27 protein-coding genes, 1 other RNA gene and 1 pseudogene are annotated in these 26,708 nt (G+C 61.3%); 16 read left to right on the top strand and 13 right to left on the bottom strand.

The annotated features are described in order from the left end of the window. Nucleotides 1-18: 18 nt before the first annotated feature. The 6 genes from ACXADQ_RS10325 to ACXADQ_RS10350 form a co-directional block, all read right to left on the bottom strand. On the bottom strand, nt 19-891 hold the full coding sequence (locus ACXADQ_RS10325; protein WP_475319880.1) for a sulfotransferase family protein: 873 nt from the start codon (nt 889-891) through the stop codon (nt 19-21). A gap of 97 nt (nt 892-988) precedes the next feature. Continuing rightward, a complete protein-coding gene (locus tag ACXADQ_RS10330; RefSeq protein WP_475319884.1) occupies nt 989-2,110 on the bottom strand; it encodes an SPFH domain-containing protein in 1,122 nt (373 codons plus the stop codon). Between the two features lie 17 nt (nt 2,111-2,127). Further along, nucleotides 2,128-3,054, bottom strand: coding sequence for a DUF2927 domain-containing protein (locus ACXADQ_RS10335; protein ID WP_475319887.1), 927 nt, complete (start codon nt 3,052-3,054; stop codon nt 2,128-2,130). A gap of 6 nt (nt 3,055-3,060) precedes the next feature. Then, on the bottom strand, nt 3,061-4,260 hold the full coding sequence (locus ACXADQ_RS10340; RefSeq protein WP_475319890.1) for a toxic anion resistance protein: 1,200 nt from the start codon (nt 4,258-4,260) through the stop codon (nt 3,061-3,063). A 27-nt stretch (nt 4,261-4,287) separates the two neighbouring features. Then, nucleotides 4,288-5,169 carry a 5-bromo-4-chloroindolyl phosphate hydrolysis family protein gene (locus tag ACXADQ_RS10345; protein WP_475319895.1) on the bottom strand — a complete coding sequence of 294 codons (882 nt, stop codon included), beginning with the start codon at nt 5,167-5,169 and terminating at the stop codon, nt 4,288-4,290. Nucleotides 5,170-5,332: 163 nt separating this feature from the next. Next, the gene (locus ACXADQ_RS10350; protein WP_475319899.1) at nt 5,333-6,307 is read right to left on the bottom strand and encodes a pseudouridine synthase; all 975 of its coding nucleotides are present in this window, start codon (nt 6,305-6,307) and stop codon (nt 5,333-5,335) included. Between the two features lie 84 nt (nt 6,308-6,391). Between ACXADQ_RS10350 and ACXADQ_RS10355 the strand changes: the two genes are divergently transcribed. Next, on the top strand, nt 6,392-6,841 hold the full coding sequence (locus ACXADQ_RS10355) for a nucleoside deaminase (protein WP_475319901.1): 450 nt from the start codon (nt 6,392-6,394) through the stop codon (nt 6,839-6,841). Here ACXADQ_RS10355 and ACXADQ_RS10360 read toward each other — a convergent pair. Together ACXADQ_RS10360 and ACXADQ_RS10365 are read right to left on the bottom strand one after the other, a co-directional pair. Continuing rightward, complete coding sequence (locus tag ACXADQ_RS10360) at nt 6,838-8,040, bottom strand: cytochrome P450 (protein WP_475319903.1); 1,203 nt, start codon at nt 8,038-8,040, stop codon at nt 6,838-6,840. The two genes, ACXADQ_RS10355 and ACXADQ_RS10360, sit on opposite strands and share 4 nt — an antisense overlap. Beyond that, nucleotides 7,994-9,115, bottom strand: a complete 1,122-nt coding sequence (locus tag ACXADQ_RS10365; protein WP_475319905.1) for an amidohydrolase family protein — start codon at nt 9,113-9,115, stop codon at nt 7,994-7,996. Before ACXADQ_RS10365 ends, ACXADQ_RS10360 begins: the two co-directional genes overlap by 47 nt. A 112-nt stretch (nt 9,116-9,227) precedes the next feature. On the opposite strand from ACXADQ_RS10365, the gene ACXADQ_RS10370 reads away from it, so the two are divergent. Both ACXADQ_RS10370 and ACXADQ_RS10375 read left to right on the top strand, forming a co-directional pair. Continuing rightward, complete coding sequence (locus tag ACXADQ_RS10370) at nt 9,228-10,091, top strand: AMP-binding protein (RefSeq protein ID WP_475319908.1); 864 nt, start codon at nt 9,228-9,230, stop codon at nt 10,089-10,091. Continuing rightward, nucleotides 9,998-11,959, top strand: a complete 1,962-nt coding sequence (locus ACXADQ_RS10375; protein ID WP_475319912.1) for an AMP-binding protein — start codon at nt 9,998-10,000, stop codon at nt 11,957-11,959. The genes ACXADQ_RS10370 and ACXADQ_RS10375 overlap by 94 nt, the downstream gene beginning before the upstream one ends. 25 nt (nt 11,960-11,984) lie before the next feature. Here the strand turns inward: ACXADQ_RS10375 and ACXADQ_RS10380 are convergent, their stop codons facing one another. After that, nucleotides 11,985-12,677, bottom strand: a complete 693-nt coding sequence (locus ACXADQ_RS10380) for a metal-dependent hydrolase (protein WP_475319915.1) — start codon at nt 12,675-12,677, stop codon at nt 11,985-11,987. Nucleotides 12,678-12,781: 104 nt separating this feature from the next. Between ACXADQ_RS10380 and ACXADQ_RS10385 the strand changes: the two genes are divergently transcribed. The 9 genes from ACXADQ_RS10385 to ACXADQ_RS10425 all read left to right on the top strand — a co-directional run bounded on the left by ACXADQ_RS10385 (nt 12,782) and on the right by ACXADQ_RS10425 (nt 19,161). Continuing rightward, complete coding sequence (locus tag ACXADQ_RS10385) at nt 12,782-13,426, top strand: hypothetical protein (RefSeq protein ID WP_475319918.1); 645 nt, start codon at nt 12,782-12,784, stop codon at nt 13,424-13,426. 83 nt (nt 13,427-13,509) lie between these two features. Next, on the top strand, nt 13,510-13,797 hold the full coding sequence (gene gatC / locus ACXADQ_RS10390) for an Asp-tRNA(Asn)/Glu-tRNA(Gln) amidotransferase subunit GatC (protein ID WP_475319920.1): 288 nt from the start codon (nt 13,510-13,512) through the stop codon (nt 13,795-13,797). Beyond that, nucleotides 13,797-15,284, top strand: a complete 1,488-nt coding sequence (gene gatA, locus ACXADQ_RS10395; protein WP_475319923.1) for an Asp-tRNA(Asn)/Glu-tRNA(Gln) amidotransferase subunit GatA — start codon at nt 13,797-13,799, stop codon at nt 15,282-15,284. The genes gatC and gatA overlap by 1 nt, the downstream gene beginning before the upstream one ends. 35 nt (nt 15,285-15,319) lie before the next feature. Next, on the top strand, nt 15,320-16,093 hold the full coding sequence (locus ACXADQ_RS10400; RefSeq protein WP_475319926.1) for a hypothetical protein: 774 nt from the start codon (nt 15,320-15,322) through the stop codon (nt 16,091-16,093). Between the two features lie 81 nt (nt 16,094-16,174). After that, complete coding sequence (locus tag ACXADQ_RS10405) at nt 16,175-16,822, top strand: N-acetylmuramoyl-L-alanine amidase (RefSeq protein WP_475326068.1); 648 nt, start codon at nt 16,175-16,177, stop codon at nt 16,820-16,822. 33 nt (nt 16,823-16,855) lie between these two features. After that, nucleotides 16,856-17,252, top strand: an RNA gene (rnpB, locus tag ACXADQ_RS10410) — RNase P RNA component class A. Between the two features lie 90 nt (nt 17,253-17,342). After that, complete coding sequence (locus ACXADQ_RS10415; protein WP_475319928.1) at nt 17,343-18,068, top strand: DUF533 domain-containing protein; 726 nt, start codon at nt 17,343-17,345, stop codon at nt 18,066-18,068. Between the two features lie 143 nt (nt 18,069-18,211). Next, entirely contained in the window at nt 18,212-18,379 is a 168-nt protein-coding gene (gene rpmG / locus ACXADQ_RS10420; RefSeq protein ID WP_037309480.1) for a 50S ribosomal protein L33, read from the top strand. A 95-nt stretch (nt 18,380-18,474) separates the two neighbouring features. After that, a complete protein-coding gene (locus ACXADQ_RS10425; protein WP_475319932.1) occupies nt 18,475-19,161 on the top strand; it encodes a VIT1/CCC1 transporter family protein in 687 nt (228 codons plus the stop codon). 82 nt (nt 19,162-19,243) lie between these two features. Here ACXADQ_RS10425 and ACXADQ_RS10430 read toward each other — a convergent pair whose 3' ends face one another. Together ACXADQ_RS10430 and ACXADQ_RS10435 are read right to left on the bottom strand one after the other, a co-directional pair. After that, on the bottom strand, nt 19,244-19,981 hold the full coding sequence (locus ACXADQ_RS10430) for a Bax inhibitor-1/YccA family protein (RefSeq protein ID WP_475319935.1): 738 nt from the start codon (nt 19,979-19,981) through the stop codon (nt 19,244-19,246). A gap of 122 nt (nt 19,982-20,103) precedes the next feature. Further along, nucleotides 20,104-20,325, bottom strand: coding sequence for a DUF1127 domain-containing protein (locus ACXADQ_RS10435; RefSeq protein ID WP_475319937.1), 222 nt, complete (start codon nt 20,323-20,325; stop codon nt 20,104-20,106). Nucleotides 20,326-20,447: 122 nt separating this feature from the next. Here ACXADQ_RS10435 and ACXADQ_RS10440 point away from each other — a divergent pair, with 122 nt between their 5' ends. After that, nucleotides 20,448-21,320 (top strand): LysR family transcriptional regulator, encoded by an 873-nt coding sequence (locus ACXADQ_RS10440; protein WP_475319941.1) that lies wholly within the window; start codon nt 20,448-20,450, stop codon nt 21,318-21,320. 6 nt (nt 21,321-21,326) lie between these two features. On the opposite strand, the pseudogene ACXADQ_RS10445 reads toward ACXADQ_RS10440, so the two are convergent. Further along, nucleotides 21,327-22,287: pseudogene (locus tag ACXADQ_RS10445) on the bottom strand (NADPH:quinone oxidoreductase family protein). A gap of 255 nt (nt 22,288-22,542) precedes the next feature. Between ACXADQ_RS10445 and ACXADQ_RS10450 the strand changes: the two are divergent. From ACXADQ_RS10450 to ACXADQ_RS10460, 3 genes are all read left to right on the top strand, one after another. Then, nucleotides 22,543-22,914, top strand: a complete 372-nt coding sequence (locus tag ACXADQ_RS10450; RefSeq protein ID WP_475319944.1) for a helix-turn-helix domain-containing protein — start codon at nt 22,543-22,545, stop codon at nt 22,912-22,914. Nucleotides 22,915-22,971: 57 nt separating this feature from the next. After that, a complete protein-coding gene (locus ACXADQ_RS10455) occupies nt 22,972-23,763 on the top strand; it encodes an inositol monophosphatase family protein (protein ID WP_475319948.1) in 792 nt (263 codons plus the stop codon). Nucleotides 23,764-23,868: 105 nt separating this feature from the next. Further along, nucleotides 23,869-25,230, top strand: a complete 1,362-nt coding sequence (locus ACXADQ_RS10460) for an 8-oxoguanine deaminase (RefSeq protein WP_475319952.1) — start codon at nt 23,869-23,871, stop codon at nt 25,228-25,230. 65 nt (nt 25,231-25,295) lie between these two features. Here ACXADQ_RS10460 and guaD read toward each other — a convergent pair whose 3' ends face one another. After that, nucleotides 25,296-26,594 carry a guanine deaminase gene (gene guaD / locus ACXADQ_RS10465; protein ID WP_475319955.1) on the bottom strand — a complete coding sequence of 433 codons (1,299 nt, stop codon included), beginning with the start codon at nt 26,592-26,594 and terminating at the stop codon, nt 25,296-25,298. Between the last annotated feature and the right edge of the window lie 114 nt (nt 26,595-26,708).

Here is a 26,708-nt window from a genome sequence, read left to right on the forward strand (position 1 = left end):
GCAAAGGCCTAGCATCTTCTATTCTGAGGTCGTTTTCTTCCCCCACAAAGACAGGGCATACCCATGCTTTTCCATTCCTTCGTGAGCTCGTTTTTCCAGATTCCTGATTTGTTTTTCTGTCAGTTCTGTTTTCCAGCTATCCGAGGCACCTTGTCGGAAAAAATTCGAACGCTCTTCATGCTTTGGGTCAGTGGCGGGCAGCGCTGAGTTGTCAGAAGCTCTAAGTTTGTCGAGGCTGGCGTTTTCAACCATCTGGGAAATCATGGCATCGTCATGGTCTAGGCCAATCCAGTCGAGTATGTCTCGGAGGTTCTCGGCCGGATTTGCAAGCAGATCTTCATACCGAACGCTACGATAGCGGCTTCCGAATTTTTCCGCATATTGCGCGTCCATCTTCATGGTGTTCTGCCATCTAATGGCTATCTGCGCTTGGGGAGCGTCTGCCCAGCTGCCCCAGTCTTCTTTGGCCGCACTTTGCCAACTGGCGCCGACTGATCGGGGATCGCGAATAATGTGCAGCATGCGCGCGCGGGGACCGTAAACCTCGTTTACCACATCAAAGTGCACGATGTTGCGGGGTGTTTTTTCAAGCACGACTTTGGCATTGGGAGTTTGGGCTGCGATAGCCTTCATCGTCGATTTCAGAAAAGGCCCGATGTATTCTTTGATGAAGTGTTCTCGGTCGGCTAGCAAATGCATCCCGTCCGGCGACCCTGCCAGTTGCTCGTCATAAATGCGCAACATCGAGTTTACATAGCGCCCAAGCGCATGCGTTTCGCGGCTGGTAGCGACTTGCTCATGTCCTGCAATTAGTATTTGCGCCCAGGTGGTTCCACTGCGTGGTACGCCACCGAGAAATACGAACTTGCTTGGGGATACTTGTTTGGCCATTTGGGGAAAAGCTCCAATAAATAAATTCAAGGCTAGGCTATTTCTTCGCTGTCTTGATGTTCAGATCTGCATCCAGACAGCCTAATCTATTCGGCGCCTAAAAACCGGGCGGAGGAGGCGGCGAAATGGTAAAAAGTTGAGCGAGTTCGGGAACGTCCTCGGCGTGTTTCCAGCCGTCTTGTCCGGCGGTCCAGACATGGGTTTCACGGGTCAATTCGCCCGAGCTGACCATGCGACCCAACGAGGCTTTGGAGAACGGGCCCTTGGTCTGTCCGTCCTCGGCAATATGCCAGACCTTTTCAACGGGCGGAGGCGGGGGCGCGACGGGGGCCGTCGCCACTGGGGCCGCCGCCGGGCGTGCCCCCCACGGGCCCATATTGGCCATCTGTTGCGCCATCGCCATACCCATGCCTGCGCCCAATCCGGCCCCCATGCCGCTGTTGGGGGTCTGCGCGGCGGCGGTCATGGCCTCGGCGGCGGAATATTGGGTGAACTTGCCCAAGTCCCCGGCCAGACCCATCGAGGTCCGCTTGTCCAGCGCCGCCTCAACGGCGGGGGGCAAGCTGATGTTTTCAATATAGAGTTCGGGGATGGACAGGCCGTATTCGGCGACCGTGCCCGAGATTTCAGCCGCGATCAGCTTGCCCAGATCAGCCGTGTTCGCGGCCATGTCCAGCACCGGAATCCCCGAAGCCGCAATGGCGCGCGAGAATTCCTGCACGATGATGTTGCGCACCTGGAAACTGATCTCGTCCATGGTGAATTCGCCATCCGTCCCCACGATCTCGGTCAGGAAACGGGCCGGATCGGTGACGCGCACGGAATAGGTTCCATAGGCGCGGATGCGGGTCGGGCCAAATTCGGGATCGCGCAGCATGATGGGGTTTTTCGTGCCCCATTTCAGGTCGTTGAACCGCGTGGTGTTGACGAAATAGATCTCGGACTTGAACGGCGATTTAAAGCCGTGATCCCAGTGCTGCAACGTCGTCAGCACCGGCATGTTGTTGGTTTCCAACATGTACAGGCCGGGGGTGAAAACATCGGCCAGCTGGCCTTCGTGCACGAACACAGCGGCCTGGCCCTCGCGGACGGTCAGCTTGGCGCCGTATTTGATCTCGTGGTCCTCGCGCTCGAACCGCCAGACCATTGTGTCGCGCGTGTCATCGACCCAATGAATGACGTCGATGAATTCTCCGGTCAGAAAATCGAAAATACCCATGGTCGGGCCTCCTTGGTTCAGCTGGACCCGCCGGTCGCTTCGCGGGCGATTTGGCGGATGATGGGACGCGCGGCCTCGGCGCTGATACCCGCGTGCAGCCGCCGATCATAGAGGATTTTCAGCAGCATTTCGTCATGGGTGGTCAGCAGGGCGAATTCGTCGTCGTCATTAAAGATCGAGGGCCGTGCGGCGGGGCTGTCATTGGCCAGGCCCAGGCCCTGCGCGATTTCCTCGTGAACGCAGGATTTGCGCAGCAAATCAGGGTGTTCGGCGCGGATGATCGCGATCGCTTTGGCATAGTGGTGATCCGCCTGCGCGTCCGAAAACGCCAGCACGAGACAATGAATGGATCGTGGAATATTCTGGATGATCTGCAAAGAGGCCGGGTTGATATTCGGCACAATCTGGCGCACGCGGGCCACAGTGGTGGGGCGGTCGTCCTCGGACATGATCAGGACATGAAAATTGGCGTTCTGGGCGCGCATCGAAATCGGGTGCCCGGTGACGCGTTGCAGCCGCGTGACATAGTTCGAGATCGTGGCCATGTCGCGGCCTTGTTGCAGAGCTGGCACATCGGCCCCGAACTGCACGGCGACCCGTACGGGCTCTTTCCAGCGGCGCAACACACCGGCACCCGAGCGCGACGCTTGCAGCCCCGCCCCGCGCTCGTATTCATCAAAAAACGCGATGGTCTCAAAGTTGCGTGCCAGCATATCGGCCGAGAAAGGCGTGTCCGGCCCACCCCCATCTGTGCGCAGCAATCCCTGCACCAGCAGATCAGCCTGAAGCCGGGCATAATAGGTGCTCAGCGCGCGGCTTTGGGCCGAAGGTTGCGAAGATTGCGCTCCGCGTCCTGGTGCAGTTGGGCCCGAGGTTTCAACGCAAGCTGCAAGGGCCAGAATGGCCCCCGCAGCGATGATTTTGATGGGTGTGTGCAGTTTCAAGTGTGATCAGGCCTCGGGAACCGAAGTGCCAGCAGTGTCGCCCACGCCATCTTTGCGGGCCTTGGCGGCGGCCAGCGTGTCGCGCAGCTCGGCCTCCATCTTTTTCAGGTCCTCTTCGGCGGCGGCGCGTTTTGCTTTGCCTTCGTCTGCGATTTGCAGGCTTTCGTTGATGGTGGCGATCAGGTCGGCATTGGCCTGCTTGACCGCCTCGATGTCGAACACGCCGCGCTCCATTTCTTCGCGGATCATCTTGTTGGATTCGCGCAGGTTAGCGGCGTTCGCGGTCAGCAGTTCGTTGGTCAGATCGTTGGCCTCGCGCACGGCGCTGGCGGCTTCGGCGCTGCGCTGGATGGTGACGGCCTGGGCCAGCTGGGTTTCCCAAAGCGGCACGGTGTTCACCAGGGTCGAGTTGATCTTGGTCACCAGCGATTTGTCGTTTTCCTGCACCAAGCGGATCGAGGGCAGCGACTGCATGGTGACCTGACGGGTCAGTTTCAGATCATGCACACGGCGCTCCAGATCATCGCGGGCGGCGCGCAGATCGCGCAATTCCTGAGCCTGCATCACCTGTTCGCCTTCGGGCGCAGCCTGAACCTGGGCCTCTTTGGCAGGGATGTCTTTGCTGTCCAGTTCGTCCAGCTTGGCCTGCCCGGCGGCGATATACAGGGCCAGTTCGTCATAAAACGCCAGGGTTTTCTGGTACAGCAAGTCCAGCGATTTGATGTCTTTCAGCAGCACATGTTCGTGCTTCAACAGGTCGTCGGTGACCTTGTCGATCTGGCCCTGAACGGTTTCGAAGCGGGCGGTGAATTTGGCAAAGGGCGCGGCGCGACCGATCAGTTTTTCCCACCAGCTGCGTTCGCGGCGCACGTCCAGCTCGCTGATCGAAAAGCCCCGGATGGTGGTCACGATTTCGCGCAGGCTGTCCCCGGCGGGGCCGACGTCCTTGTTGCGCACGTCCTGCAACATGGCCTGGCTGATTTCCTGCAATTCCGCCTGCGCAGCCGAGCCAAAATGCACGATTGAGCCGGTGTCGGTCATGTCCAGCTCGTCCATACGAGCGCGGATTTCCTCGGTCGTGGCAGGTTCGGCCTGTTCGATGGTCACCACGTCGTCGGCCTTGGTGGGGTCGGGCAGGATCACGGCGTTGACCTCTTCGACCAGGGCCAGAGTTTCCTGAGCTTTTTGCTGAATTGTTCCGGACATGATGTTCCCTTTCACTCCGTGTAATCGTTATTGCGAGGTCAGACCTTCGCGTTTCAGCCGGTCGCGCAGCACTTCGATCTCGATATTCAGATCACTGCGGTCGTCCAGCAACAGTTTTTGCGTGCGGGCGGCGAAGTTCTGCTCAAGATCATCCAAAAGCGCGGCATAGTCGGTGCGCGCCTGAGCATCCCCGGTGCGGGCATAGATGTCTGCGAACTTGATCGTCGCGTCGCGGGCGCCCATCAGATAGACGGACAGGTATTTTCGGGCCGCTGTCAGATCGCGGGGGTCGTTTTCGACGGTGCGAAACAGATCGCGGGCGGTGGTCTGGAACTGTTCCAGCCGGGTGATCATCTGCCGGTCGCCCGCGCGTTTCATCGCGTCGGTCATGGCGGTCAGGTGATCCTCGGCCTCGTCCACGGCGCGGGCCACGCGGTCGGATTGAAAGGTGTCGACGCCCTCCATTCCTTTGTTTTTCATCGGGTCGGGCCCGAAGGACAGGAAATGCAGAACCGCGCCAATCACCAGATAGACCAGCGGTTCGATCACCCCGCCCGTCGCGGCAAAGCCGGCCACGGCCAACCCCAGACCGGTCAGCAAGGACCCGGTGATTTTGCGCGGAAAGGCCGGGCGGCGGGCCACGGTGCGGGCCTCGTAGGCCTCTTGTGCCAGCAATCCTTCGCGGGTCAGCCAGGCCGCCAGCAACAGCAGCCCAAGCGCCACAAGGTTCAGCACCAGCGCTGTGGGGCCGTTGCCAAAGGCCGACCAGATCAGCGGCAGCGGGGCCAGAAACAACAGGTTCACACGTCCGCCCGCACGGGTGCGCCGGGCCGCGCGAAAGGTTCCCCCGGGTTTGGGCTCGGCGCTGCTGCCGTCGGGGCTGAATTTTCCACCGTATCTTTGGGCCATCTCAGACGCCTCCTGCGATCGAGACGTAGAGGATCAATATGACAAGCAGTACAAATGCCAGCTTTTGCAGACCGGTATCAGACATCATTCCCCACATGTTGCTTGTTTAGAAACGTAGGAGATCGCGCGATGCGATACTAGGGGGAAGATTGAGACGCGTGCGTCACTTACGCTTGGTCGGGCGTCCTCGCGCGGGTTTTGTGCTGCGGCTGTGCCGGTCGCCCAATCGGGCGCTGGGATCGGCCGAGCGGGGTTTGCCCTTGGGCGCGCCACGTTTATCGCCCGCGGGTTGCGGGCGGCCGGGCTGACCGGGGCCGCCAAAATCGCCCGAGCGTTTCTTGCGACGCACGAATTTCTTGCCAGCGGCTTTGCGCGCCTCTCCGGTGTCATCCGCGACGGGCAGGCCCAGTTGGTCACGCAGCACCTTGCGGCGGATTTCCTCGACCTCGCCCTGTTTCAGCTGACCCAGTTGGAAGGGGCCATAGGACACGCGGATCAGGCGGTTCACGGACAGGCCCACGGCCTCCATCGTGCGGCGGATTTCGCGGTTTTTGCCCTCGCGCAGGCCCACGGTCAGCCAGGCATTTGCGCCCTGTTGGCGGTCCAGCGTGATGTCCATGGGCTGGTACTTGATGCCCTCGTGGGTCAGGCCCTTGCGCAGCGGTTCCAGCAATTCCTCGGACACGCGCCCTTTGACGCGGACGCGGTATTTGCGCAGCCATCCGGTGCTGGGCAGTTCCAGTTTGCGCTTCAGCTCACCATCATTGGTTAGCAATAGCAGCCCTTCGGAGTTCAAATCCAACCGCCCCACGGTCATCACGCGGGGCAGGGTTTTGGGCAGCGCATCAAAGATCGTTTCGCGCCCCTGTTCATCGCTGGTGGTGGTCACCAGACCGGTGGGTTTGTGATACAGCCACAGCCGCGCGGGCTCGGCCTCGGCCAGGGGTTGGCCATCCACGGCGATCTGATCACGCGCGGTGACGTTCAGCGCGGGGCTGTCGATTTTCTTGCCATTGACGGTGACGCGACCCTGTTCGATCAGGCGCTCAGCTTCGCGGCGGCTGGCACGGCCTGCGCGGGCGATGACCTTGGCGATACGGTCGCCTTCGGGCGTTTTGGGGGGCGTTTTCTGGGTCATGGCGGGCTCCGGATGTGGGCAAGCCCGTCAGCTATACCATTTCCCCCCATTGCGAAAGCGTTCAATGACAGGCAAAGACAGGGAATGGTGTTTCGCAGCTACATGGATCAGGCCTTGGAGGAAGCGCGCGCCGCTGCCGAGCGGGGCGAGGTGCCGGTTGGGGCCGTGTTGGTGTCCCCCGATGGTGCGGTCGTGGCGCGAGCGGGCAACCGCACGCGCGAGCTGAGCGATCCCACCGCCCATGCCGAGATTTTGGTGATCCGAGAGGCCTGCGCTGCGCTGGGCTCGGAACGTTTGCCGGGCCATGATCTGTATGTGACGCTTGAACCCTGTCCAATGTGTGCCACGGCCATATCAGCGGCCCGGATCGCGCGGCTGTATTACGGGGCAGGAGATCCCAAAAGCGGGGGCGTGGCGCAAGGTCCGCGCATCTTCAGCCACGCGCAATGCCACCACGTCCCTGAAATCTACGATGGGATTGGCGCCTCTCAGGCCGAGGATTTGCTGAAACGGTTTTTCGCCGACCGGCGCTAGGGCTGAAAACCGACCCGATAGGCTTGGGGCCAGCGATGGCCAAACCGATGACGCCAGCCCGTGATCCCTGTGTCCAGCGGTTGCGCGCCCGCGCCCTGCAAGGCCTCTACCCCGGTGGCGATCAGCAACTGACCCAGCTGCATCCCGATGCAGGAATGCCGTCCAAGCCCAAACATGATGGTCCGCTCGTCCGGGCGATCCGGGCGAAATTCCAACGGGTCGCGATGGGCCAGAGGATCAAGGTTCGCGCTGCCCAAGGCCAGATAGACCGGCGATCCCGCGGGGATATCCTGCCCCAGCAAGGAGCACTCCTGACGCGCGACTCGTGGAATAATCTGGCCGGGGGTCGACAGGCGAATGGCCTCGACCACGGGGGGCAGGGGATCGGAAAGATCGGCCAACCGAACGCCCTGATGGTGCAACCGGTCAAACACCTTTGCGATCCCGGCGACTATGTTTTCGGTGCCGTCCGCCAGCAGAAGAATGGCGTTGTCCGCAATTTCAGCCTTGTCCAGCCCCAGCCCCCGAAGCGCGCCGACAAAGCTGTTTGAATTTGCCTCCTGGTGCGCAAGGCCAGAACGAATCCACTGTCGGCCCTCGTCCAGATCGGCGTTCAGCGCGGCAAAAACCTGCGGGTCCTGGATTGGCGCGAACAGATGAAAGAACTGGTTCGAAATGGTTTTCAGCCGATCTGGTTCCCGGGGCAGACCGATGAAACGCGCCATGGCGGCCAAGGCAAAGGGTTCGGCGAAGGTGCCGAGCAGCTCGCATTCGGGCGCGCGCGCCGCTTGGATGTGATGGCGCGCTAGGTCTGGCAGCCAGTCCTCGACACCCTCCATCGCAACAAAGAAGGCGCGCGACACCGCCTTTCGGATCTCGACATGTCTGGGGGCATCCAAAAACGGAGGGATATTGGCGCTCAACGCCGCCGCGGGGTACTTCTCGCGGTTCTTCTCGGCCAGCACCGAGAACCGCGAGGGCGCATTGCCCAGTTCTTTGTTCGAGAACGCGGCCACGATGTCGGCATGGCGCGTCAGCAAATACCCGCCCTGTTTGACCGGAGCAATGGGTGCGTCCCGGCGCAACGGGGCATAGGTCGCCTCGGGGTTCGCAAAGAACGCGGGCGCCATCAGATCAACCGGAAAGTCGGGTTCAGGCTTTTGGGCCGAACCTTTTAACCAGCTTAGCACTTTCCGCATCGTTCAAATCCAGGTGTTCTTTGATAAGGCTGCGTTCATCCGCTGACAGGTCGTGACCTGTTGCCAGTTTCGCAAGGATTCCGGGTTTGTAGTATCGGATCGCAGCAGACAGAGCAAAAACCTCGTCGGTCAGATCCGCCGTTGTGCTGGGCGAGCACATGTCCGCTACGTTGTCCGACCCCAACCTGACCGGGATGCCTGCGACCACCAGCTCCAGAATGCGGGGGATCGAATTGTAGGTATAGCTTTGAACCGAGCGCAGCTGGCGCATCCCCAGCGCCGCAGACGGGCACGAGATCACACCCACATTCAAGGCTTTCATAGTGTCGACAAACTGGTCCCAGCGCTTGGGGTCATATTGCGAGGGCGAGATCATATGAACGGCCCAGACCATCGGCTCGCCGTTGGGCATCGAAAGCGGGCCGGTTTCCTTGGCCATCACAGCCAGCAGGCGCTCGGTGCCATCTTCGCCGGCCGAGTTAATCTGATCCGTGTGAACATGCAGCATCTTGCCGGTTTCCTTGGCCAGATGCAGCATTCGGACGCAATGTTCCTCGAACCCGATGTTGTTGGGGTAATCCAGCACGTCATCGGCCTCGGGTAGGCTGCCTATGAACTCTGCTTGCCGAGCCCCCTGTTCGAAAATGCGCCAACGTTCGGGCTCGGAGTTGCGAAATCCCAGCGGTGTATAGGCGGCCGCACGCACGGTCATCCGATCCGCATTCTTCTGAGCAATGGACTGCATCAGGTTAAGCGCATCCAGCCCAACCCGGTCAGGTGTGACATCGATCATCGTGTCGGCCAGGCGCGTATTGACGCTGACCATGTGATCTATGGCCATCATGATACGGCGTTCCAGGTCGTCGCTGTCATAGGCCCGCCCCTCGTGGACGGTTTGGATCAGGGCGTGTTTCTTTTGCAACGAAATATGCGACGATTCCAGCACCCGTAATTTGCCCTGATCGACATAGCCGTCTTCCAGGGTGTAGGCGCGATCCAAATGCATGTGAGCGTTGTGATATCCACCCAACTGCGCAACATAAGCCGCAAGGTCGGTGTAATATGGTGACTGCAAGGTCGTCCTCTCCCTCAATACGATATCGCCAAGCCAAAATCTGTTTAACTATTAGCCAAACAGTATATATTTCCAAAGGTTTGATCGCAACTTGTTGCTGCTGGGGGATTCATTGCTTTCTTTTCTTGATCAGGCTTCGGATCGCATTGCGTGGGTCGAACCAACCGGGCGTGTCGTAACGTATGCGCAAGCGGCGCACAGGCGGGCGCTGTTTCAAAAAGCACTGGTGCAGCAAGGCCTGAAGCCCGGTCATCGGGTGCTTTTGTTCCTGGAGGATTGCCCGGATTATCCGGTTTTCGCGCTCACCCTGTGCGGATTGGCCAGTGTTGTTCCGGTCGATCCAAAAGCGACCCCGTCCGAGTTGCGGCGCCTGATACAGCAAACCGGGGCCGATCTGTTGCTGACAACGCCCCAGGATTCCCCAGAGGCTGATCTGGGGGCGATCGTTTGGCAGATCGATTTTGCCTCGCCAGAAGTCTCGATTCACGGGCCCAGACTCGAGGCGCCTCCGTCCAATCGGCCCCCAGGGCTGTTGTTGATGACGTCCGGATCGACCGGAACGCCGAAGGCTGTGCCGTTGACATCAGAGGCGTTGCAATTGTCCGCCACGAATATCGCGCAGACATTGAAGTTGGGCCCCAATGACCGGGCCGTACATGCGCTGCCCATGTTTCATGTCGGGGCGTTGGTGGACTTATTCCTGGCGCCGCTCAGCGTGGGGGGCAGCGTGGTTTTCAGCGCGGGCCGGACACCGGCAGATCTGAACGACGCCGTGTTGCGGGGCGGGGCCAGCTGGGTGCAGATGGTGCCAACGATGCTGGCCCGCTGCCTCGAGGAACTACCAGATTTAGATCGGCAGATCTGGGGGGAAACCTGCGGTTCTTGCGCTCGGTCTCGGCTGATCTGGCCCCCGAGAAACAACACCAGGCCGAACAAGCGCTGGGCGGTCTACCCATTGTGCAGATGTATGGAATGACGGAAACGGCTGGGCAGATTTGCTCGAATCCGGCGCCGCCCGAAGACCGTAAATACGGCACTGTGGGTCGACCCATCGGGATTGAACTCGGCCTGTTTGACAGTGTCGGATCTCCGGTTCCGGACGGGGCCGAGGGCGAGGTCTGCGTCCGTGGCCCAACGGTCATGCAGGGCTATGAGAACATGGACAGGGGCACGACTTTTTGGGGGGATTGGCTGCGGACAGGGGATCTGGGACAGCTGGATTTAGACGGGTTTCTGACGCTGACCGGCCGCAGCAAAGACGTGATCAACCGTGGAGGCGAAAAGATCTCGCCGCTCGAGATCGAGCGCGTTGCCTTAGAGCTGCCAAGTGTTTCCGAGGCCGCCTGCTATCCCGTGCCGCACCCGACCCTGGGCGAGCAAGTGGGGCTGTCTGTGGTGCCCGCAACCGGGACCGCCGGGGCAACTGTATCCGAGGCAGAGGTGCTGAACCATCTTCGCAGCCATCTGGCCGAATACAAGCTGCCCCGCCGTGTGGCCGTTCTGGATCAGTTTCCGCGTTTGGGCAGTGGCAAGGTGGATCGACTGGCCCTGTCAGGGCGGCGCCAGACCACCTCGGACGCCAGGGCTGAATTGTCCCCGACAGGGCGAACTGTCGCAAAGGCCTGGCAAAAGGCGTTGGGAGGTGGTGCACCGGCCGCCGAGGATGATTTCTTTGATGCGGGCGGAGATTCTTTGTCAGCGACGGCCTTTGTGCTGGATCTGGAACGTCGTCTGAACCGGCCGGTTGCGGCGAACCTGTTGTTCACGGCACCGCGGTTTGGCGATCTGGTGGCGGCCCTGGAAAAGGTGGGGCAGGGCACCCCCGAGCCCACCTCGGCGCTGGTAAGGTTTCTGCAAAAACAGATGTCAGCCTGGAAAGGGCAGCGTTTGGGGCGGTCCAATATTATCGTCGGACAGCGCCAATACGGCACTTTGCCTCCGGTTTTTGTTGCGACCCAGGGCGAACACGATCAGATCACCCGGGTGCTGGACCAGGATCGTCCGGTCTATCTGATGCGAACCCTGCGCGGGTTGAAGTTCAAGTCAGAGGCCAAGACGCGCGAGCTGGCCAAGATCTACGCCGATGAAATCGAGCAGGTCCAGCCTGATGGGAGGCTGAACTTCATCGGGTTCTGCGAGGGCGCGCGGCTGTTGCACTATGTTGGCGACATTCTGGCCGAGCGCGGGCGCACGTTTGGCCCCTTTGTCAGTCTGGACTATCTGTGGCCGCGAGTTTGGGCCGACGGCGTCCTGCATGTGCAATCCGAAGACTACCGCGCCTATAAGGACCCGCTGCCCGGCTTTGCATATCTGAATCGCGGGGGGGCGGATCTGGTCAAATTGCGCGGGCGTCACAGTGAATCCCTTGGGGGGCCGGATATGCCCGCCCTGGGGCAAAAAATCGAAGCCCTATTGCGCGGGCAGGACATCTTGGGGGCCGGCGCGCCGTACACGGGCCCCAAGGACCGATCAGAGCTGTGGCACGCCAGGTTGACCGTGCGCGGCCCGCGCATTTTCCGACCCCAGCAACGGTTGATGCTAAAGGTACGCCTCCAAAATCAAAGCAGCCAGATCTGGCAGCCCACTGCGCTCAGCGGTCTAGGGCTGGTGGCGGATGCGTTCAACCTGGATGGCTATTGCCGCGCGCATGGGGTGGGGTTTGCCGAGTTTACGCAGCCTCTGGCACCAGGCGAAAGCGTACAGATCGATCTGAGCGTCGACATGCCTGCAACGCGAGTGCCGATCCAGCTGAGGGTCTCGGCCTGTGATGCGGGGATATGCAGGTTCGAACGCGGGGTCGGCGCGTATGTGTCCCGAACGGTCTGGCCAGCTCTGTTTGGTTAGGGCTGGCCGTTCGGCCAATGCACAATCACAGTGCGATGGGTACCATCACCTGCGGCTCGATCACGTTCACGCCTTGCAGCTCTTCTTTCATCAGCGCGGCCGATTGTTCCAACAGGGGGAACGTGCGGTAGTGGCAGGGGATCACCGTGGTGAAATCAAAGAAGGTCTTGGCCGCGTAAGAGGCCCGCTTCATATCCATGGTGAAATGGCCGCCCGCGCACAGGATGCCGATATCGGGTTTGTGAAGGTCGTTGAAGATCTTCATGTCCGCCATCACATCCGTGTCGCCGGTCACATAGATCGTGTGGCCCTCGCCCGAGATCATGTATCCCGCCTCGGAACCGCAATAGATCGGGCCATTTTCCCCACCCATCGAGGACGAATGCACCGCATTCACCATCGTCACCGAAACATTGCCCAGCTGGACGGTCCCGCCCTTGTTGAAGCCAATGACCGAAATGCCTTCGGAGCCTTCCCAAAAGCTCATCAGATCATAGATGCCCAGCACGGGAATCCCCAGCTCTTTGGCGATGGGCAGCGTGTCCCCGATATGGTCGCCGTGGCCATGAGTTAGCAGGATCGCCGTTGCGCCTTTGATCGCGGTGTCGCGGCTGTCTTCGGGGAACATCGGGTTGCCGGTCAGCCACGGGTCGATCAGCAGAACCTGATCTTCGATGTCGATACGGAAACTCGAATGCCCCAGCCAAGTGATTTTCATGATCGCTCCTCCTCTTTTGCACCTCGGGAACAGCCTAGCACGGGGAAGGGGTTTGACCAGATGCCAATTCGCCCCTACCTGCATCTCAGCAGCGGAGAGCCCCAATGGATTTGACGGCCCATGTCGATGGATATTGCGAGCGCCTGGACCCCTCGTTCTGGGCCGAGCCGGTGAATGCGATCACCAACCTGGCCTTTCTGATCGCAGCGGCGGTGATGTGGCCGCGGGTGCGTGGAATGCGGTCGGGGCAGGTATTGGCCGGGGTGCTGGCGGTGATCGGCATCGGGTCGGGCCTGTTTCACACATTCGCGCAGGTCTGGGCAGGGGTGGCGGATGTGCTGCCGATCCTGGCTTTTATCCTGATCTACATCGCCGTGGCGAACCGGGATTTCTGGGGGATGCGGCCGGTCTGGGCCTATGTCGCGGCGCTGGGCTTTGTGCCGTTTGCGGCTGCGACTGTGCCTCTGTTTCAACTGGTGCCGGGGCTGGGGGGATCGGCCGGATACGCGCCAGTGCCGCTGTTGATCCTGCTCTATGCGGTGGGATTGCGTCGCCGTTTGCCGGTGACATCCCGCAATCTGGCGATCGGGGCGGGTATCCTGATCCTGTCGATCCTGTTCCGCAGCCTGGATATGCCGATTTGCGCCGCGATTCCCCTGGGTACGCATTTCCTGTGGCACATTCTGAACGCCCTGATGCTGGCCTGGATGATCGAGACCTGGCGTCGTTTTCGGATCAGCGGGCGCTAGGGGCGCTGGAACAGGCCATCATGCTTGCGGTTACCGGGCCACGGCGCTAAACGCTTAGCCAATTGGAAAACGGAGACTTGCCGATGTCGATCGACACGCAGACCGCCGCAAAAGTGGCCAAGCTGGCCCGCATCAAGGTGGAAGACGACGCACTGCCCGCGCTGGCGAATGAATTCAACACCATTCTGGGCTTCATCGAGCAGCTGAACGAGGTGGATGTCGACGGCGTGGAGCCGATGACCTCGGTCACGCCGATGCGTCTGAAACGCCGCGAGGACGTGGTCACCGATGGCGATTATCAAGACAAGATCCTGAAGAACGCGCCCGACGCGCGTGAAGGCTTTTTCGCGGTTCCGAAGGTGGTTGAGTAATGTCTGATCAGAACAAACTGACCCTGGCCGAAGCCCGTGACAAACTGCGCGCCAAGGATGTGACCTCGGTCGAGCTGACCGAATCCTGCCTGTCCGCCATCGAGGACGCGGGCGAGCTGAACGCCTTTGTGCACAAAACCCCCGAAATCGCGCTGGAGCAGGCCAAGGCCGCCGATGCGCGTCTGGCCGCTGGGGATGCGCCTGCCATGTGCGGCCTGCCCGTGGGCATCAAGGATCTGTTCTGCACCAAGGGCGTGCCCAGCCAGGCGGCCAGCGCCATCCTGGACGGGTTCAAGCCCGAATACGAATCCACCGTGACCAGCAAGCTGTTCGACGCAGGCTCGGTCATGCTGGGCAAGCTGAACATGGACGAATTCGCCATGGGCAGCTCGAACGAAACCTCGGTCTATGGCAATGCGGTGAACCCGTGGCGCCGTGGCAATGACGACACCCCGCTGACGCCCGGTGGCTCGTCCGGTGGGTCCGCGTCCGCTGTGGCCGCTGACCTGTGTCTGGCTGCGACCGGCACCGACACCGGTGGATCGATCCGCCAGCCCTGTGCCTTCACCGGCACCGTGGGGATCAAGCCCACCTATGGCCGGTGCTCGCGCTGGGGGATCGTGGCCTTCGCCTCGTCGTTGGATCAGGCTGGCCCGATGACCAAATCGGTGCGCGACGCCGCGATCATGCTCGAGGCGATGTCGGGTCACGACCCCAAGGACAGCACCAGCGCCGATCTGGCCGTCCCGAATTTCGAGGCAATGCTGACCGGTGACATCAAGGGCAAGAAAATCGGTATCCCCAAGGAATACCGTCTGGACGGCACCCCCGAAGAGATCGTGAAACTGTGGGACGACGGCACCGCGATGCTGAAGGACGCAGGCGCCGAGATCGTCGATATCAGCCTGCCGCACACCAAATACGCGCTGCCTGCCTATTACGTGATTGCCCCGGCCGAGGCGTCTTCGAACCTCGCGCGCTATGATGGTGTGCGTTACGGCCACCGCGCGACCCTGGCTGCAGGGGATGGCATCACCGAGATGTACGAAAAAACCCGCGCCGAAGGTTTCGGCCACGAGGTCCAGCGCCGCGTGATGGTGGGCACTTATGTGCTGTCGGCTGGTTTCTACGATGCCTATTACAACCGGGCCCGTCGCGTGCGCGCGCTGATCAAGAAAGACTTCGATGATGTCTTTGCCGCCGGTGTGGATGCGATCCTGACCCCGGCCACGCCGTCCTCGGCCTTTGGCCTGGGCGAAATGAACGAGGACGATCCGGTGAAAATGTACCTCAACGACGTGTTCACCGTGACGGTGAACCTGGCCGGTCTGCCGGGCGTCAGCGTGCCCACAGGTCTGGATAAACAAGGTCTGCCGCTGGGGCTGCAACTGATCGGACGTCCGTGGGACGAGGGCGATTTGCTAAATACCGCTTATGCTTTGGAACAGGCGGCCGGATTTGTAGCCAAACCCGGTCAGTGGTGGTAAACCTTCGCAAAACGACCTGAGGCAGGATGTTTTCGATGCGGTATCTTCTTTGTGGTGTGGCCCTGATGGGTCTGGCTGGGTGCGAGCCCTCGATTCCCGACAGCGCGGCCGGGGTCGGCTTTGGCAGCTATTCCGAGTTCCAGAAACAGCAGGCGCAGCGTGATGCTGCGCTGGCGGGCGAGGCCTTGCCCGCCCCGCTGGCCGTCTCGGAAGAAACGCTGGAGCCCAGCCGTACCGGCGTGTCCGGGACCGTGCCGACAACTGGCGCGCCGCTGTCGGCCACGGGCACAACGGCTGCGAACCAGTCCGAGTCAGAGGCCGAGCGCATTGCCGCTGCCACCGCCGCTGCGCTGAATTCGGGGGAAAAACCGGTCGAGGCCAGCCCGTCGAACCCTGCGCCTGTGCAGATGAACCATCCGGGCATCTCGTCTGAAAACGATTTCAACGCCGTGTCGGCGGAACGCTCAATCGAAAGCGATGCCGCCCGTCTGGCCCAGAACCGCGCCCAATACGAGGTGGTGCAGCCCACCGCCGTGCCGACGCGCTCGGGCTCTGGTGGGCCCAACATCGTGGAATACGCGCTGAGCACCGACAACCCGATGGGGCGGCAGCTGTACAAGCGCTCTCCGCTGAGCACGGCCTCGCGGGCGGCGCGCAACTGTGCGGCTTATGCCTCGCCGGATTTGGCACAGGCTGACTTCCTGAAACGTGGTGGCCCCAATCGCGACCGCAAGGGGCTGGACCCGGATGGCGACGGATACGCCTGCAGCTGGGATCCGCGCCCGTTCCGCAAAGCCTCGGGTGGCTAAGCCGACGTGAGTGATTGCCAGGACATTCAAGCCCGACCGTCCCCCAGTTTCGGCGAGCGCCGTGACGGAGCAAAACCTGACATGGTGGTTTTGCATTACACGGCGATGCATACGGCCGAGGCCGCGCTCGAACGGCTGTGTGATCCCGAAATCGAGGTCTCGGCGCATTACCTGATCTCGGAAACGGGCGAGATCTGGCAGATGGTGGACGAGGAAAAACGCGCCTGGCATGCCGGATCGGGGCAATGGGGGGCGGTGACGGATGTGAACTCGCACTCGATCGGGATCGAGCTGGCGAATAGGGGCGATTGCCCCTTTCCCGAGGCGCAGATGACGGCGCTGGAATCCCTGCTGGCGGGACTCTTGCAGCGCTGGGACATCCCGCCCGAACGGGTGATTGGCCATTCCGATATGGCGCCCGATCGCAAACAAGACCCAGGCCCGCGCTTTGATTGGCAACGGCTGGCACGTCAGGGTTTGTCGGTCTGGCCCAATGTGCGCCGCGCCGATTTCATCGGCCAAGAGGGATGGGACGCTTTGTCGATTCTGGAAATCGGCAAATCGCTGAAGACCTTTGGCTATGTCATGCCAGACAATGATATGGCGCCGTTGCACGTCTATTATGCCTTTTGTGCGCGTTTTGGCTGCGAAGGGCCAGAAAACCGCGGCTATGCGATTGCAGCTGCGCATGATTTGGCGAACCGCTTTCCCGTCCGGCGCGACGGTTGACCCGCCTTCCATCAACGCCTAAGTGATCCCAGCGCGGAGAGCTGGATGGCCGCTTGCGTCGCAAGACGTGGGAGGAAAGTCCGGACTCCACAAGGCAAGGGTGCCGGGTAACGCCCGGCGGGGGTAACCCCAGGGACAGCGCCACAGAGAACAGACCGCCCAGCATGCTGGGTCAGGGTGAAACGGTGGGGTAAGAGCCCACCGCGGGACTGGCAACAGGACCGGCACGGCAAGCCCCACCCGGAGCAATGCCGAATAGGGGCCTCGCGCGGGGTTGATCGGGTCTGCCCGATATCACCGCAGGGTATGCTTTGACCCAGAGGCCCGGGTTGGCAGCTAGAGGCGCGTTGGTAACAGCGCGTTCAGAAGAATGGTCATCCAGGGTGCGCAAGCACCCGGACAGAATCCGGCTTACAGGCTCTCCGCGCATAATTTGCCCTGAATTCTCGGAAAAAGCTTGGCGCGATGGGGGCTTGGCCGCAGTATGGGCGCGATGTAACTGAACACCGGAGATCCCCTCATGAGCTTTGTGAAAACCCTTGCGACCCTTGCCGTTGGCTTTGCTGCTGCGCGCGGAGTGGACAAGTTTCGACAAATGGGCGGGATGGAAGGCGTGCAGGACGCCATGAAAAAGATGACCGGGGGCGATGACGGCCCCATGGCGCAGATGAACACCCAGATGGAGGAAATGGCGGGCAAAATGGGCCTTACCGCCGGCAAGGACGCGCTGGAAAACATGATGGGCATGTTCGGCGAACAGACCAAGGGTGCCTCGGACGCGGCGGCGGCTGGTATGGCCGGGCTGATGTCGGCGATGACCGGGGCCGCAACGGCGGGCGCGGGCGGCATGTCCTCGATGTTCGAAGCAATGACCGCTGGCACACCGATTGCCGCGATGGCCGAAGAAAACGCCCGTCTGATGATCCGCGCAATGATCCAGGCCGCCAAGGCGGATGGCGAGATCGACGATGAAGAACAGGCCAAAATTCTGGAACACCTTGCCGATGCCAGCGAAGAAGAGATCGCCTTTGTCAAAGCCGAGATGAGCGCGCCGATGGACGTGAACGCACTGGCCATGGACACCGGCGAGGCCGCCAAGGCGCAGGTTTACTCGGCCGCGTTGATGGCCATCACCGTGAATACCGAGCCGGAAAAACAGTATCTGACCGGTCTTGCCAGCGCCCTGGGGCTGAGCGAAGACAAGGTGACCGGCATTCACAACGCCATGGGCAAACCGACGCTGTGACGGTTGTTTTCGGACAAGCGCCCCTGAAACCGGCAGGGGCGCAGAATTGCGGTTGACTCGGGTGGGATAACCCTTAAAAGGCAGGCTTCAAGGATTCCACGGGCGGCCCGACTGACCCGTAAACCGAAAAACGGAGTTTTAACATGGCGAAGCCGACGACGATCAAAATCCGTCTGAACTCGACCGCAGGCACGGGCCACTTCTACGTGACCAAGAAGAACGCGCGTACCATGACCGAGAAGATGACCATTCGTAAGTACGACCCGGTTGTGCGCAAGCACGTCGAGTACAAGGAAGGCAAGATCAAGTAATTGATCCCCCCTTTCGACTGACGCTTTGGGCCACGCAATTGCGTGGCCTTTCGCGTCTTAGGACTTATGCAAATGCATCGCAGGAGCCATTCGAGATGCCAAAAGAGGGACATTTCATCAACCGCTCGGCCTGGCTGCGCGCGGCCATTCTGGGCGCGAATGACGGCATCCTGTCCACCGCCAGCCTGTTGGTTGGAGTCGCAGCGGCGGGGATAGATCGCTCGGGGTTGTTGCTGACCGGATTGGCCGGGCTGTCGGCGGGCGCGTTTTCGATGGCGGCTGGGGAATATGTCTCGGTGTCTGCACAGTCGGATATCGAAGCCGCGGATCTGGAGCGGGAACGACAGGCGCTGGAAGAAAATCCGATCTACGAGTTGGGCGAGCTGGCAGACGGCCTGGTGGCGCGGGGTGTCGACCCCAAGATCGCGCGCGAGGTCGCCTTGCAGATGACCGCCCATGACGCTCTGGACGCCCATGCGCGCGAAGAGCTGGGCCTGACGGACCTGGCCAGCTCTCAGCCGTTGCAGGCCGCTGTGGCCTCGGGGATCGCCTTTGCCATCGGGGCGGCGATTCCCTTATCAGGGGCGGTCCTGGCCCCCGGTACGATGACTGTCTGGGTGATTGCGGTGATGACGCTTGTGGCACTGGGTCTGTTGGGGGCGACCGGCGCACGGCTGGGCGGCGCGCCCATCGTTCCTGCGGTGATCCGGGTGCTGTTCTGGGGCAGCGTGGCGATGGCCGTGACCTCGGCGGTGGGCGAGATATTCGAGGTCATGGTCTAGCCCAGCCCCCAATCCAACATCCCTGAAAACGAAAAGGGCCGGTCGCAGTGACCGGCCCGTTCTATTTGTCTGGCAACAAGGCTTATTCGCGGTTGCCCAGCAGCTGCAGCAGGAACATGAACATGTTGATGAAGTCCAGGTACAGGTTCAGCGCGCCCATGATGGCGGCCTTGCCCAGCCACTCGCTGTCGCCGCTATGGGCGTGTTGCAGGTAGGTGTTTTTGATGTTTTGCGTGTCATAGGCGGTCAGGCCAGCAAAGATCAGCACACCCAGAACCGAGATTGCGAACATGATCGCGGGCGAGCCCAGGAAGATGTTGATGATCGAAGCGACGATCAGACCGATCACACCCATGATCAGGAAAGTGCCCATGCCGGACAGGTCTTTCTTGGTGGTGTAGCCGACCAGCGACAGACCCGCAAAGGCGATCGAGGTCACCAGGAAGACCTGAGCGATCGAGAAGCCGGTGAAAGCCACAAAGATCCAGGCCATCGACAGGCCCATCACGGCGGCGAAGGCATAGAAGAACAGCTGCGCCCCGGCGGCCGACAGGCGGTTGATGGCGGCACCGAAGGCAAACACCATGATCAGCGGAGCGAACATGACGATCCAGCCCAGGATATTGGGTTGCAGAGTCATGGGATCGCGGAACACACCCAGCAGCGCAGGCGAGGTGCCCACAGCCCAGGCGACAGCAAAGGTCAGCAGCATGCCGATGGACATGGTGCCGTAGACCTTGTTCATATGGGCGCGCAGCCCCGCGTCGATTTCAGCGGTGCGGGTTCCGGCCGCCGCTCGCATCGTGTTGAATTCAGCCATTAAAGCCTCCGAAAGGTGAATCTCATGCCCGTTCGCGCGGGCTTGGCACAAATATCGGTGACGTTGGGGCCTATTTCAAGGTTTTCCGGCGCGAAATCGCGCCGGAACTGCGTAAAATCGGATTAGCCCTGCCAGTGGTCGGGCGCATCCCAGAACGGGCGCGCGGCCTCTTTGTTCGCCTGAGCGCGGGTGATGCCGATATCGTCCAGCTGGGCGTCGTCCAGTTTGGCCAGCCGGTTGCGCTGACGATGCAGGCTGAGCGCGCTCAGAATGCGGCTCATCAGCGAGGGACGGTAGCCGGGACGCGAGACGGTGGACCGGAGAGACGGGTTCAGAGTAAACATTGCTGACCTTCCTTTCGTGATGTTTGGTGGCAAGTTCATCATTTCTGTTGATGTTTATGCCGGTATATGATCCATATTGGAAATGAATGATTGATCGGTGGCCCATCAAGAATGGTGATGATATGCGGAATTTGGATGTAACAACCCTGCGCTCGTTCGTGGCGGTGGCCGATTTGGGCGGGGTGACACGGGCCGCGGGGGCGTTGAACCTGACGCAATCGGCCGTGTCGATGCAGCTGAAGCGGCTGGAGGAAATGCTGAACGTGCAGCTTTTGGATCGATCAAATCGCACGATTCGGCTGACCGGCGCAGGCGAGCAGCTGTGCAGCTATGCCCGGCGCATGGTCGAGCTGAACGACGAAATCATGTCGCGACTGACCGACCAGGTGTTCGAGGGCGAGCTGACCCTGGGCGTGCCACATGACATCGTCTATCCGGCGGTGCCACAGGTGTTGCAGCGGTTCAGCGCCGAGTTCCCCCGGATGAAGGTGCATTTGATCTCGTCCAATACCCGCGATCTGAAGGCGCAGTTCCAGAATGGGGAATGCGACGTGATCCTGACCACCGAAACCGGCACGGATCCGGGCGCCGAGACCCTGATCACCAAAACGCTGCGCTGGGTCGGGGCGCCGGGCGGACATGCGTGGAAACAACGACCTTTGCGCCTGGCCTATAGCCGCCATTGCATTTTCCGCGCCGGGGCAATCGCGGCGCTGGAAGGCACGGATATCGATTGGGAGGTTGCAGTCGAAACCGAATCTGACCGCACGATCGAGGCAACCGTCAGCGCGGACCTGGCGGTGCATACGATGATCGACGGGACCGAGCCCGCCCATCTGGAGGTCATTGACCACGGAGGCGCTCTGCCGCCGTTGGAGACCCAGCATATCAACATGTATGTGGCCGAGCGGGGCGGCAGCGGCTCGAAACGGCTGAAGGGCGAGGTTCTGGACTATCTCACCGATCAGCTGCGCCGGTCCTATCAGATGATGTAAGACCCTTTAGGGAGTGATGACTACTTTGCCCGTGGATTTACGGGCGCGCAGCAGCTCCAGCCCCTCGGCGGCTTGCTCTAATGGCAGAACATGGCTGACATGGGGCTTCAGCTTGCCCTCGTCGTACCATCCCAGCATGGTGCGCAGACTGTCGGTGATCACTTCGGGGCGGAATTTCAGATAGCCGCCCCAATAGACCCCCAGCACGGTCAGGTTTTTCACCAGCAAATGGTTCGCCGGAATTTGCGGGACATCTCCGCTGGCAAAACCGATGGGCAGCAGGCGGGCTTCGGGCTTGCAGGCGCGGAAGGCGGCCTCCCATTGCTCGCCTCCCACAGCGTCGTACACGACATCCGCCCCCCCCAAATCGCGCACCGCCTGACGAATATCTTCGGTCTTGGCATCAATCAGATGGTCCGCACCGGCCGCTTTGGCGACCTGCAGCTTGTCGGCACCGCGCGCGCAGGCAATCACAGTTGCGCCCATCAGCTTGCCGATTTCCACAGCGGTCAGGCCGACCCCGCCTGCCGCGCCCGTCACCAGCAGAGTTTCCCCCGGCTGCATCTGCGCGCGATGGTCCAGCGCGACGTGACTGGTGCCATAGGCGATCTGAAAGGCCGCGGCGTCTTCAAAGCTCATGCTGTCGGGAATAGCGACGCACCGGTTCACGTCGAACACGCCATAGTCAGCCAGCCCCCCCTGACCCCCAAAAACCGCCACGCGCGTTCCCGGGGCAGGGCCATCGGTATCGGGACCCAGCGCATCGACAATGCCGCCAACTTCCATCCCCAGGGTGAAAGGCGCGGCGGGAGTGTCCTGATATTTGCCTTTGATCATCAGCAAATCGGCAAAGTTCAGCCCACACGCTTTGATCCGCAACCGCAGTCTGCCCTGGGCCAGGAGACGGGTCGTCCAGAATTGTCAATTCGGGGTCATTCCCAGCCTCAAATATATGAAAAGCGCGCATTTTATCCCTCCGATTTCTGCCGTTATGCGAGACCCTCTGCAACGATCAAATAGGCCTTTTGGTCGCAGAGCATACCGTAATTTCACGGCAAATATGTCGCAAAAGGGGCGGAATTCCCCTTTGTTTTCAGGCAACGGTTGTTCATTCAGGAATTGGTGATAGCTTCATGGCTATCGTGAGTGTGGAACGTCAGGGTTGTGTCGAATGGGGGCGACACATTCTGGACGAGTGGTATGTGTAGAAGGAGCGAGTGCTATGGCGCATCCAATTGATGTGCATGTTGGAAGTCGCATTCGTCAACGCCGGTGGATGGTGGGGATGACCCAGCAGCAGCTGGCCGAGAAGGTTGGGATCAGATTTCAACAGGTTCAAAAATATGAAACCGGGGCCAATCGGGTAAGCGCGTCGCGTCTGTGGCGCATCTCGCGGGCCTTGGGCGTGGCCGTTGGCCATTTCTTTGACGGGTTAGAGGATCAGGACGGGGTCTCGGAAGCATCAGAACACGATGAGACCGCGAACCTGAAACAGCGCGAGGCCCAGGAATTGCTGCGGGCCTACTATGCCATTCCCGAACCGCAGCGGCGCCATTTGCTGGACTTGGCGCGGGCGATGTCCAACGTGGCTTGAGCGACCGGGGGCCTTAGTGTAGGCGCAAGGGGTGCAAACGTGGACAAGGACCCCGAAATGCAAGACGACCTGATCCAGACGGCCCATGCCCTGGCCGACGCCGCGCGCGAGGCCATCCGCCCGTTTTTTCGCCAGCCTGGCCTGGAAGCGGACAACAAACTGGACGCTGGGTTTGATCCGGTCACGGCAGGGGATCGCGCCGCTGAACAGGCGATGCGCGCGGTCCTGGCCAAGAGGCGGCCCAACGACGCGATCATCGGAGAAGAGTTCGGCGCGACCCCCGGCAGCAGCGGTATTTCCTGGGTGCTGGATCCGATCGATGGGACGCGTGGATTTCTGTCGGGCACCCCGACCTGGGGCGTGTTGATCGCGGCCTCGGATGAAAAGGGGCCCTTCCTGGGGATGATTGATCAGCCCTATATCGGGGAACGGTTCTGGGGTGGCATGGGGGAAAACGCCATGCAGGGCCCCTTTGGGGATCGTGAATTGCGCACCTTGGGATCGCGCCCGTTGTCGCAATCTATCGTGTTCACCACCTTCCCCGAGGTCGGCTCTGAGGCCGAGGGCAGGGGGTTTCACCAGGTCGCAGACCAGTGCCGCCTAACCCGCTATGGCATGGATTGCTATGCCTATGCGCTGCTGGCTGCGGGACATATCGATCTGGTGATCGAAGCCGGTCTGTCCAACTATGACATCCAGGCCCCGATCGCGGTGATTCAGGCCGCCGGCGGGATCGTGACCGATTGGCAGGGCCGCCCGGCCCACGACGGCGGACGCGTTATAGCTGCATCCGGGGTCGAGCAGCACAACGCTGCATTGGAAATCCTGCGCGACGTGCCTCTTGATTGACCGTACTTGGGTGGTAAAACGGGGATACCGGCGCGAGTCCTTTGTCCCTTTCTGTCGCGCCATGTCACACTCTGACCGAAGGGGGCCAGACCGGAGTGTGACCCGATGCCAAATGACATATCGCCCAAGACCGAAATCCTGATCCGCAACGCGGACCATCTGTTGACGATGGATGACGATGGCACCGAACTGTCCGGCACCGATATCCTGATCCGCGACGGTGTGATCGCCGCTGTTGGCCCGGGGCTCAGCACATCAGGCGAGGTGGTCGAGGCACGCGGCTGTGTCGTGACCCCCGGTCTGGTGAACACGCATCATCATCTGTATCAGACCCTGACCCGCGCCGTGCCAGGCGGGCAAGATGCGCTGTTGTTCGGCTGGCTGCAAACGCTCTATCCCATCTGGGCGCGCTTTGGTCCCGAGGAAATGTTCGTCTCGGCCCAGATCGGATTGGCCGAGCTGGCCCTGTCCGGCTGTACGCTTAGCTCGGACCATCTGTATCTCTATCCCAACGGGGCCCGGCTCGAGGACACGATCCACGCCGCCCAAGAACTGGGGATGCGGTTCCATCCCACGCGCGGCGCCATGAGCATCGGCGAAAGCGACGGCGGCCTGCCCCCCGACAGCCTTGTCGAGCGCGAAGAGGACATCCTGAACGACAGCATCCGCGTGATCGACGCCTTCCACGATCCGTCCGAGGGCGCCATGACCCGCATCGGCCTTGCCCCGTGCTCGCCCTTCTCTGTCAGCCGCGACCTGATGCGCGACGCCGCCCTGCTGGCGCGCGACAAGGGCGTGATGCTGCACACCCATCTGGCCGAGAACGACGAAGACATCGCCTATTCTCTGGAAAAATTCGGCTGCCGCCCCGGACAATACGCCGAAGATCTGGGCTGGACCGGCGACGATGTCTGGCACGCTCATTGCGTGAAACTGGACGGCTCGGAAATCGACCTTTTCGCCCGCACCCGCACCGGTGTGGCCCATTGCCCCTGTTCTAACTGCCGCCTCGGCAGTGGCATCGCTCCCATCCGGACCATGCGCGACGCAGGCGTCCCCGTGGGGCTGGGCGTCGATGGTTCCGCCAGCAATGACACCTCCAACCTGATCGCCGAAGCCCGCCAGACCATGCTGTTGCAACGCGTCACCCGCGGCGCCGACGCCATGAGCGCCCGCGAGGCCCTGCGCATCGCCACCCGCGGCGGCGCCGAGGTCCTGAACCGCCCCGATTGCGGTCAAATCACCAGGGGCAAACGCGCCGATATCGCGCTCTGGGACATCACCGGCATCGACAGTGCCGGCAGCTGGGATCCCGCCGCACTGCTGCTTGCCGGCCCAACCCAAGTGAAACATCTCTTCGTCGAAGGCCGCCAAATCGTGCGCGATGGCCACATCACCACCATCGACCTGCCCCGCACGATCCAACAGCAAAACCACCTGGCCAAACGCCTGGCGGAAACGGTCTAGGCTTTTTCTTGGCCCAAATACCCTGGGGGTGAATGCGCCGCAGGCGCAGAGGGGGCAACGCCCCCTTACCCCGCCCGCTGCAAGCGCCCCGCGACGTAAGTCGCGGCCACCGCGCGATCATCACCCATCATGATTGTTGGGAACACCGCTTCCCACAAGTCTTCGGCACGTGAACTGCGTTGCGAGATTGCTGGCGTCGATCCTAAATGCAGCACCACGATATCGGCCTCCATCCCCTTGGCCAGATTGCCGATCTTGTCCTCCATCCGCAGCGCGCGGGCGGATCCGGCGGTGGCCAGCCACAACAGCTCTGACGGGTGCAGGGGGCGATGTCGCAACTGGCCGATCTCATAGGCTGCGGCCATGGTCCTGAGCATGGAAAAGGACGAGCCGCCGCCGGTATCCGTGGCCAGCCCGACGCGCTGCCCATCGGCCATCAATCCGCCCATATCAAACAGGCCCGAACCGATAAAGGTGTTCGAGGTCGGGCAATGCACCAGTGCCGCGTCAACCTCGCGCAGGCGATCCTTTTCGCGTGCCTCCAGGTGAATGGCATGGCCGTACATCCCGCCCGGGCGCAGCAACCCGTGTTCCTCGTAAGTGTCCAGATAATCGCGCGCCCCCGGATACAGGGACTTGACCCAGGCGATCTCGTCCACTTGCTCGGATAGGTGGGTCTGCATCAGGCAATCGGGGTGCTCGGCCCACAAGGCCCCCAGTGCCGACAGTTGCTCGGGCGTTGAGGTCGGCGAAAATCGGGGGGTGATTGCATAGGACAACCGATCCTGCCCATGCCATTTTTCTAGCAGCGCCTTGCTGTCATCATAGGCCGTCTGAGCAGTGTCGCGCAGGAAGTCTGGTGCGGTGTCCCGGTCCATACAGGTTTTACCGGCAACGACCCTCTGGCCCCGGTTTTGGGCGGCGGAAAAAAACTTGTCCACGCTGGCCGGGTGAATGGTGCAATAGCTGACAACGCTGGTGGTGCCATGGGCCAGCGTCAGATCCAGATATCGCCCGGCGATTTCAGCGGCATAGGCGGGGTCTTCGAATTTGCGTTCCTCGGGGAAGGTATAGGAGTTCAGCCAATCGATCAGTCGTTTGCCCCAACTGGCGATCATCGCGGTCTGGGGATAATGCACATGCGCGTCGATGAACCCGGCCATGATCAACCCGTCTCCATGGTCCGTCATACGCGCCTGTGGATAGGCCGCGCGCAGGTCGTCGGCTGTGCCAGTGTCCACAATAAGCCCATCGCGGATCAGAACGCCGCCGCGTGCCTCGATCCGCGCGGCATCGGGGCCTTGCTGAAACGGGTCGCCCTCAAAGCCGAGCGTCTGCCCCAGAAGAAGAATGTCACTGTTCATGGCGGTTTCCTTTCCAAAGAACAGTATTGCGCGGGAAATCGAAGGTAAATCGCCTCGGCCCATTGTTTCCGCCCCCGTCCATCCTTTATGACAAACGTGACGGTAAACGGGGCA

The sequence above is a fragment of the Thalassovita sp. ABM4_323 genome (assembly GCF_056158665.1).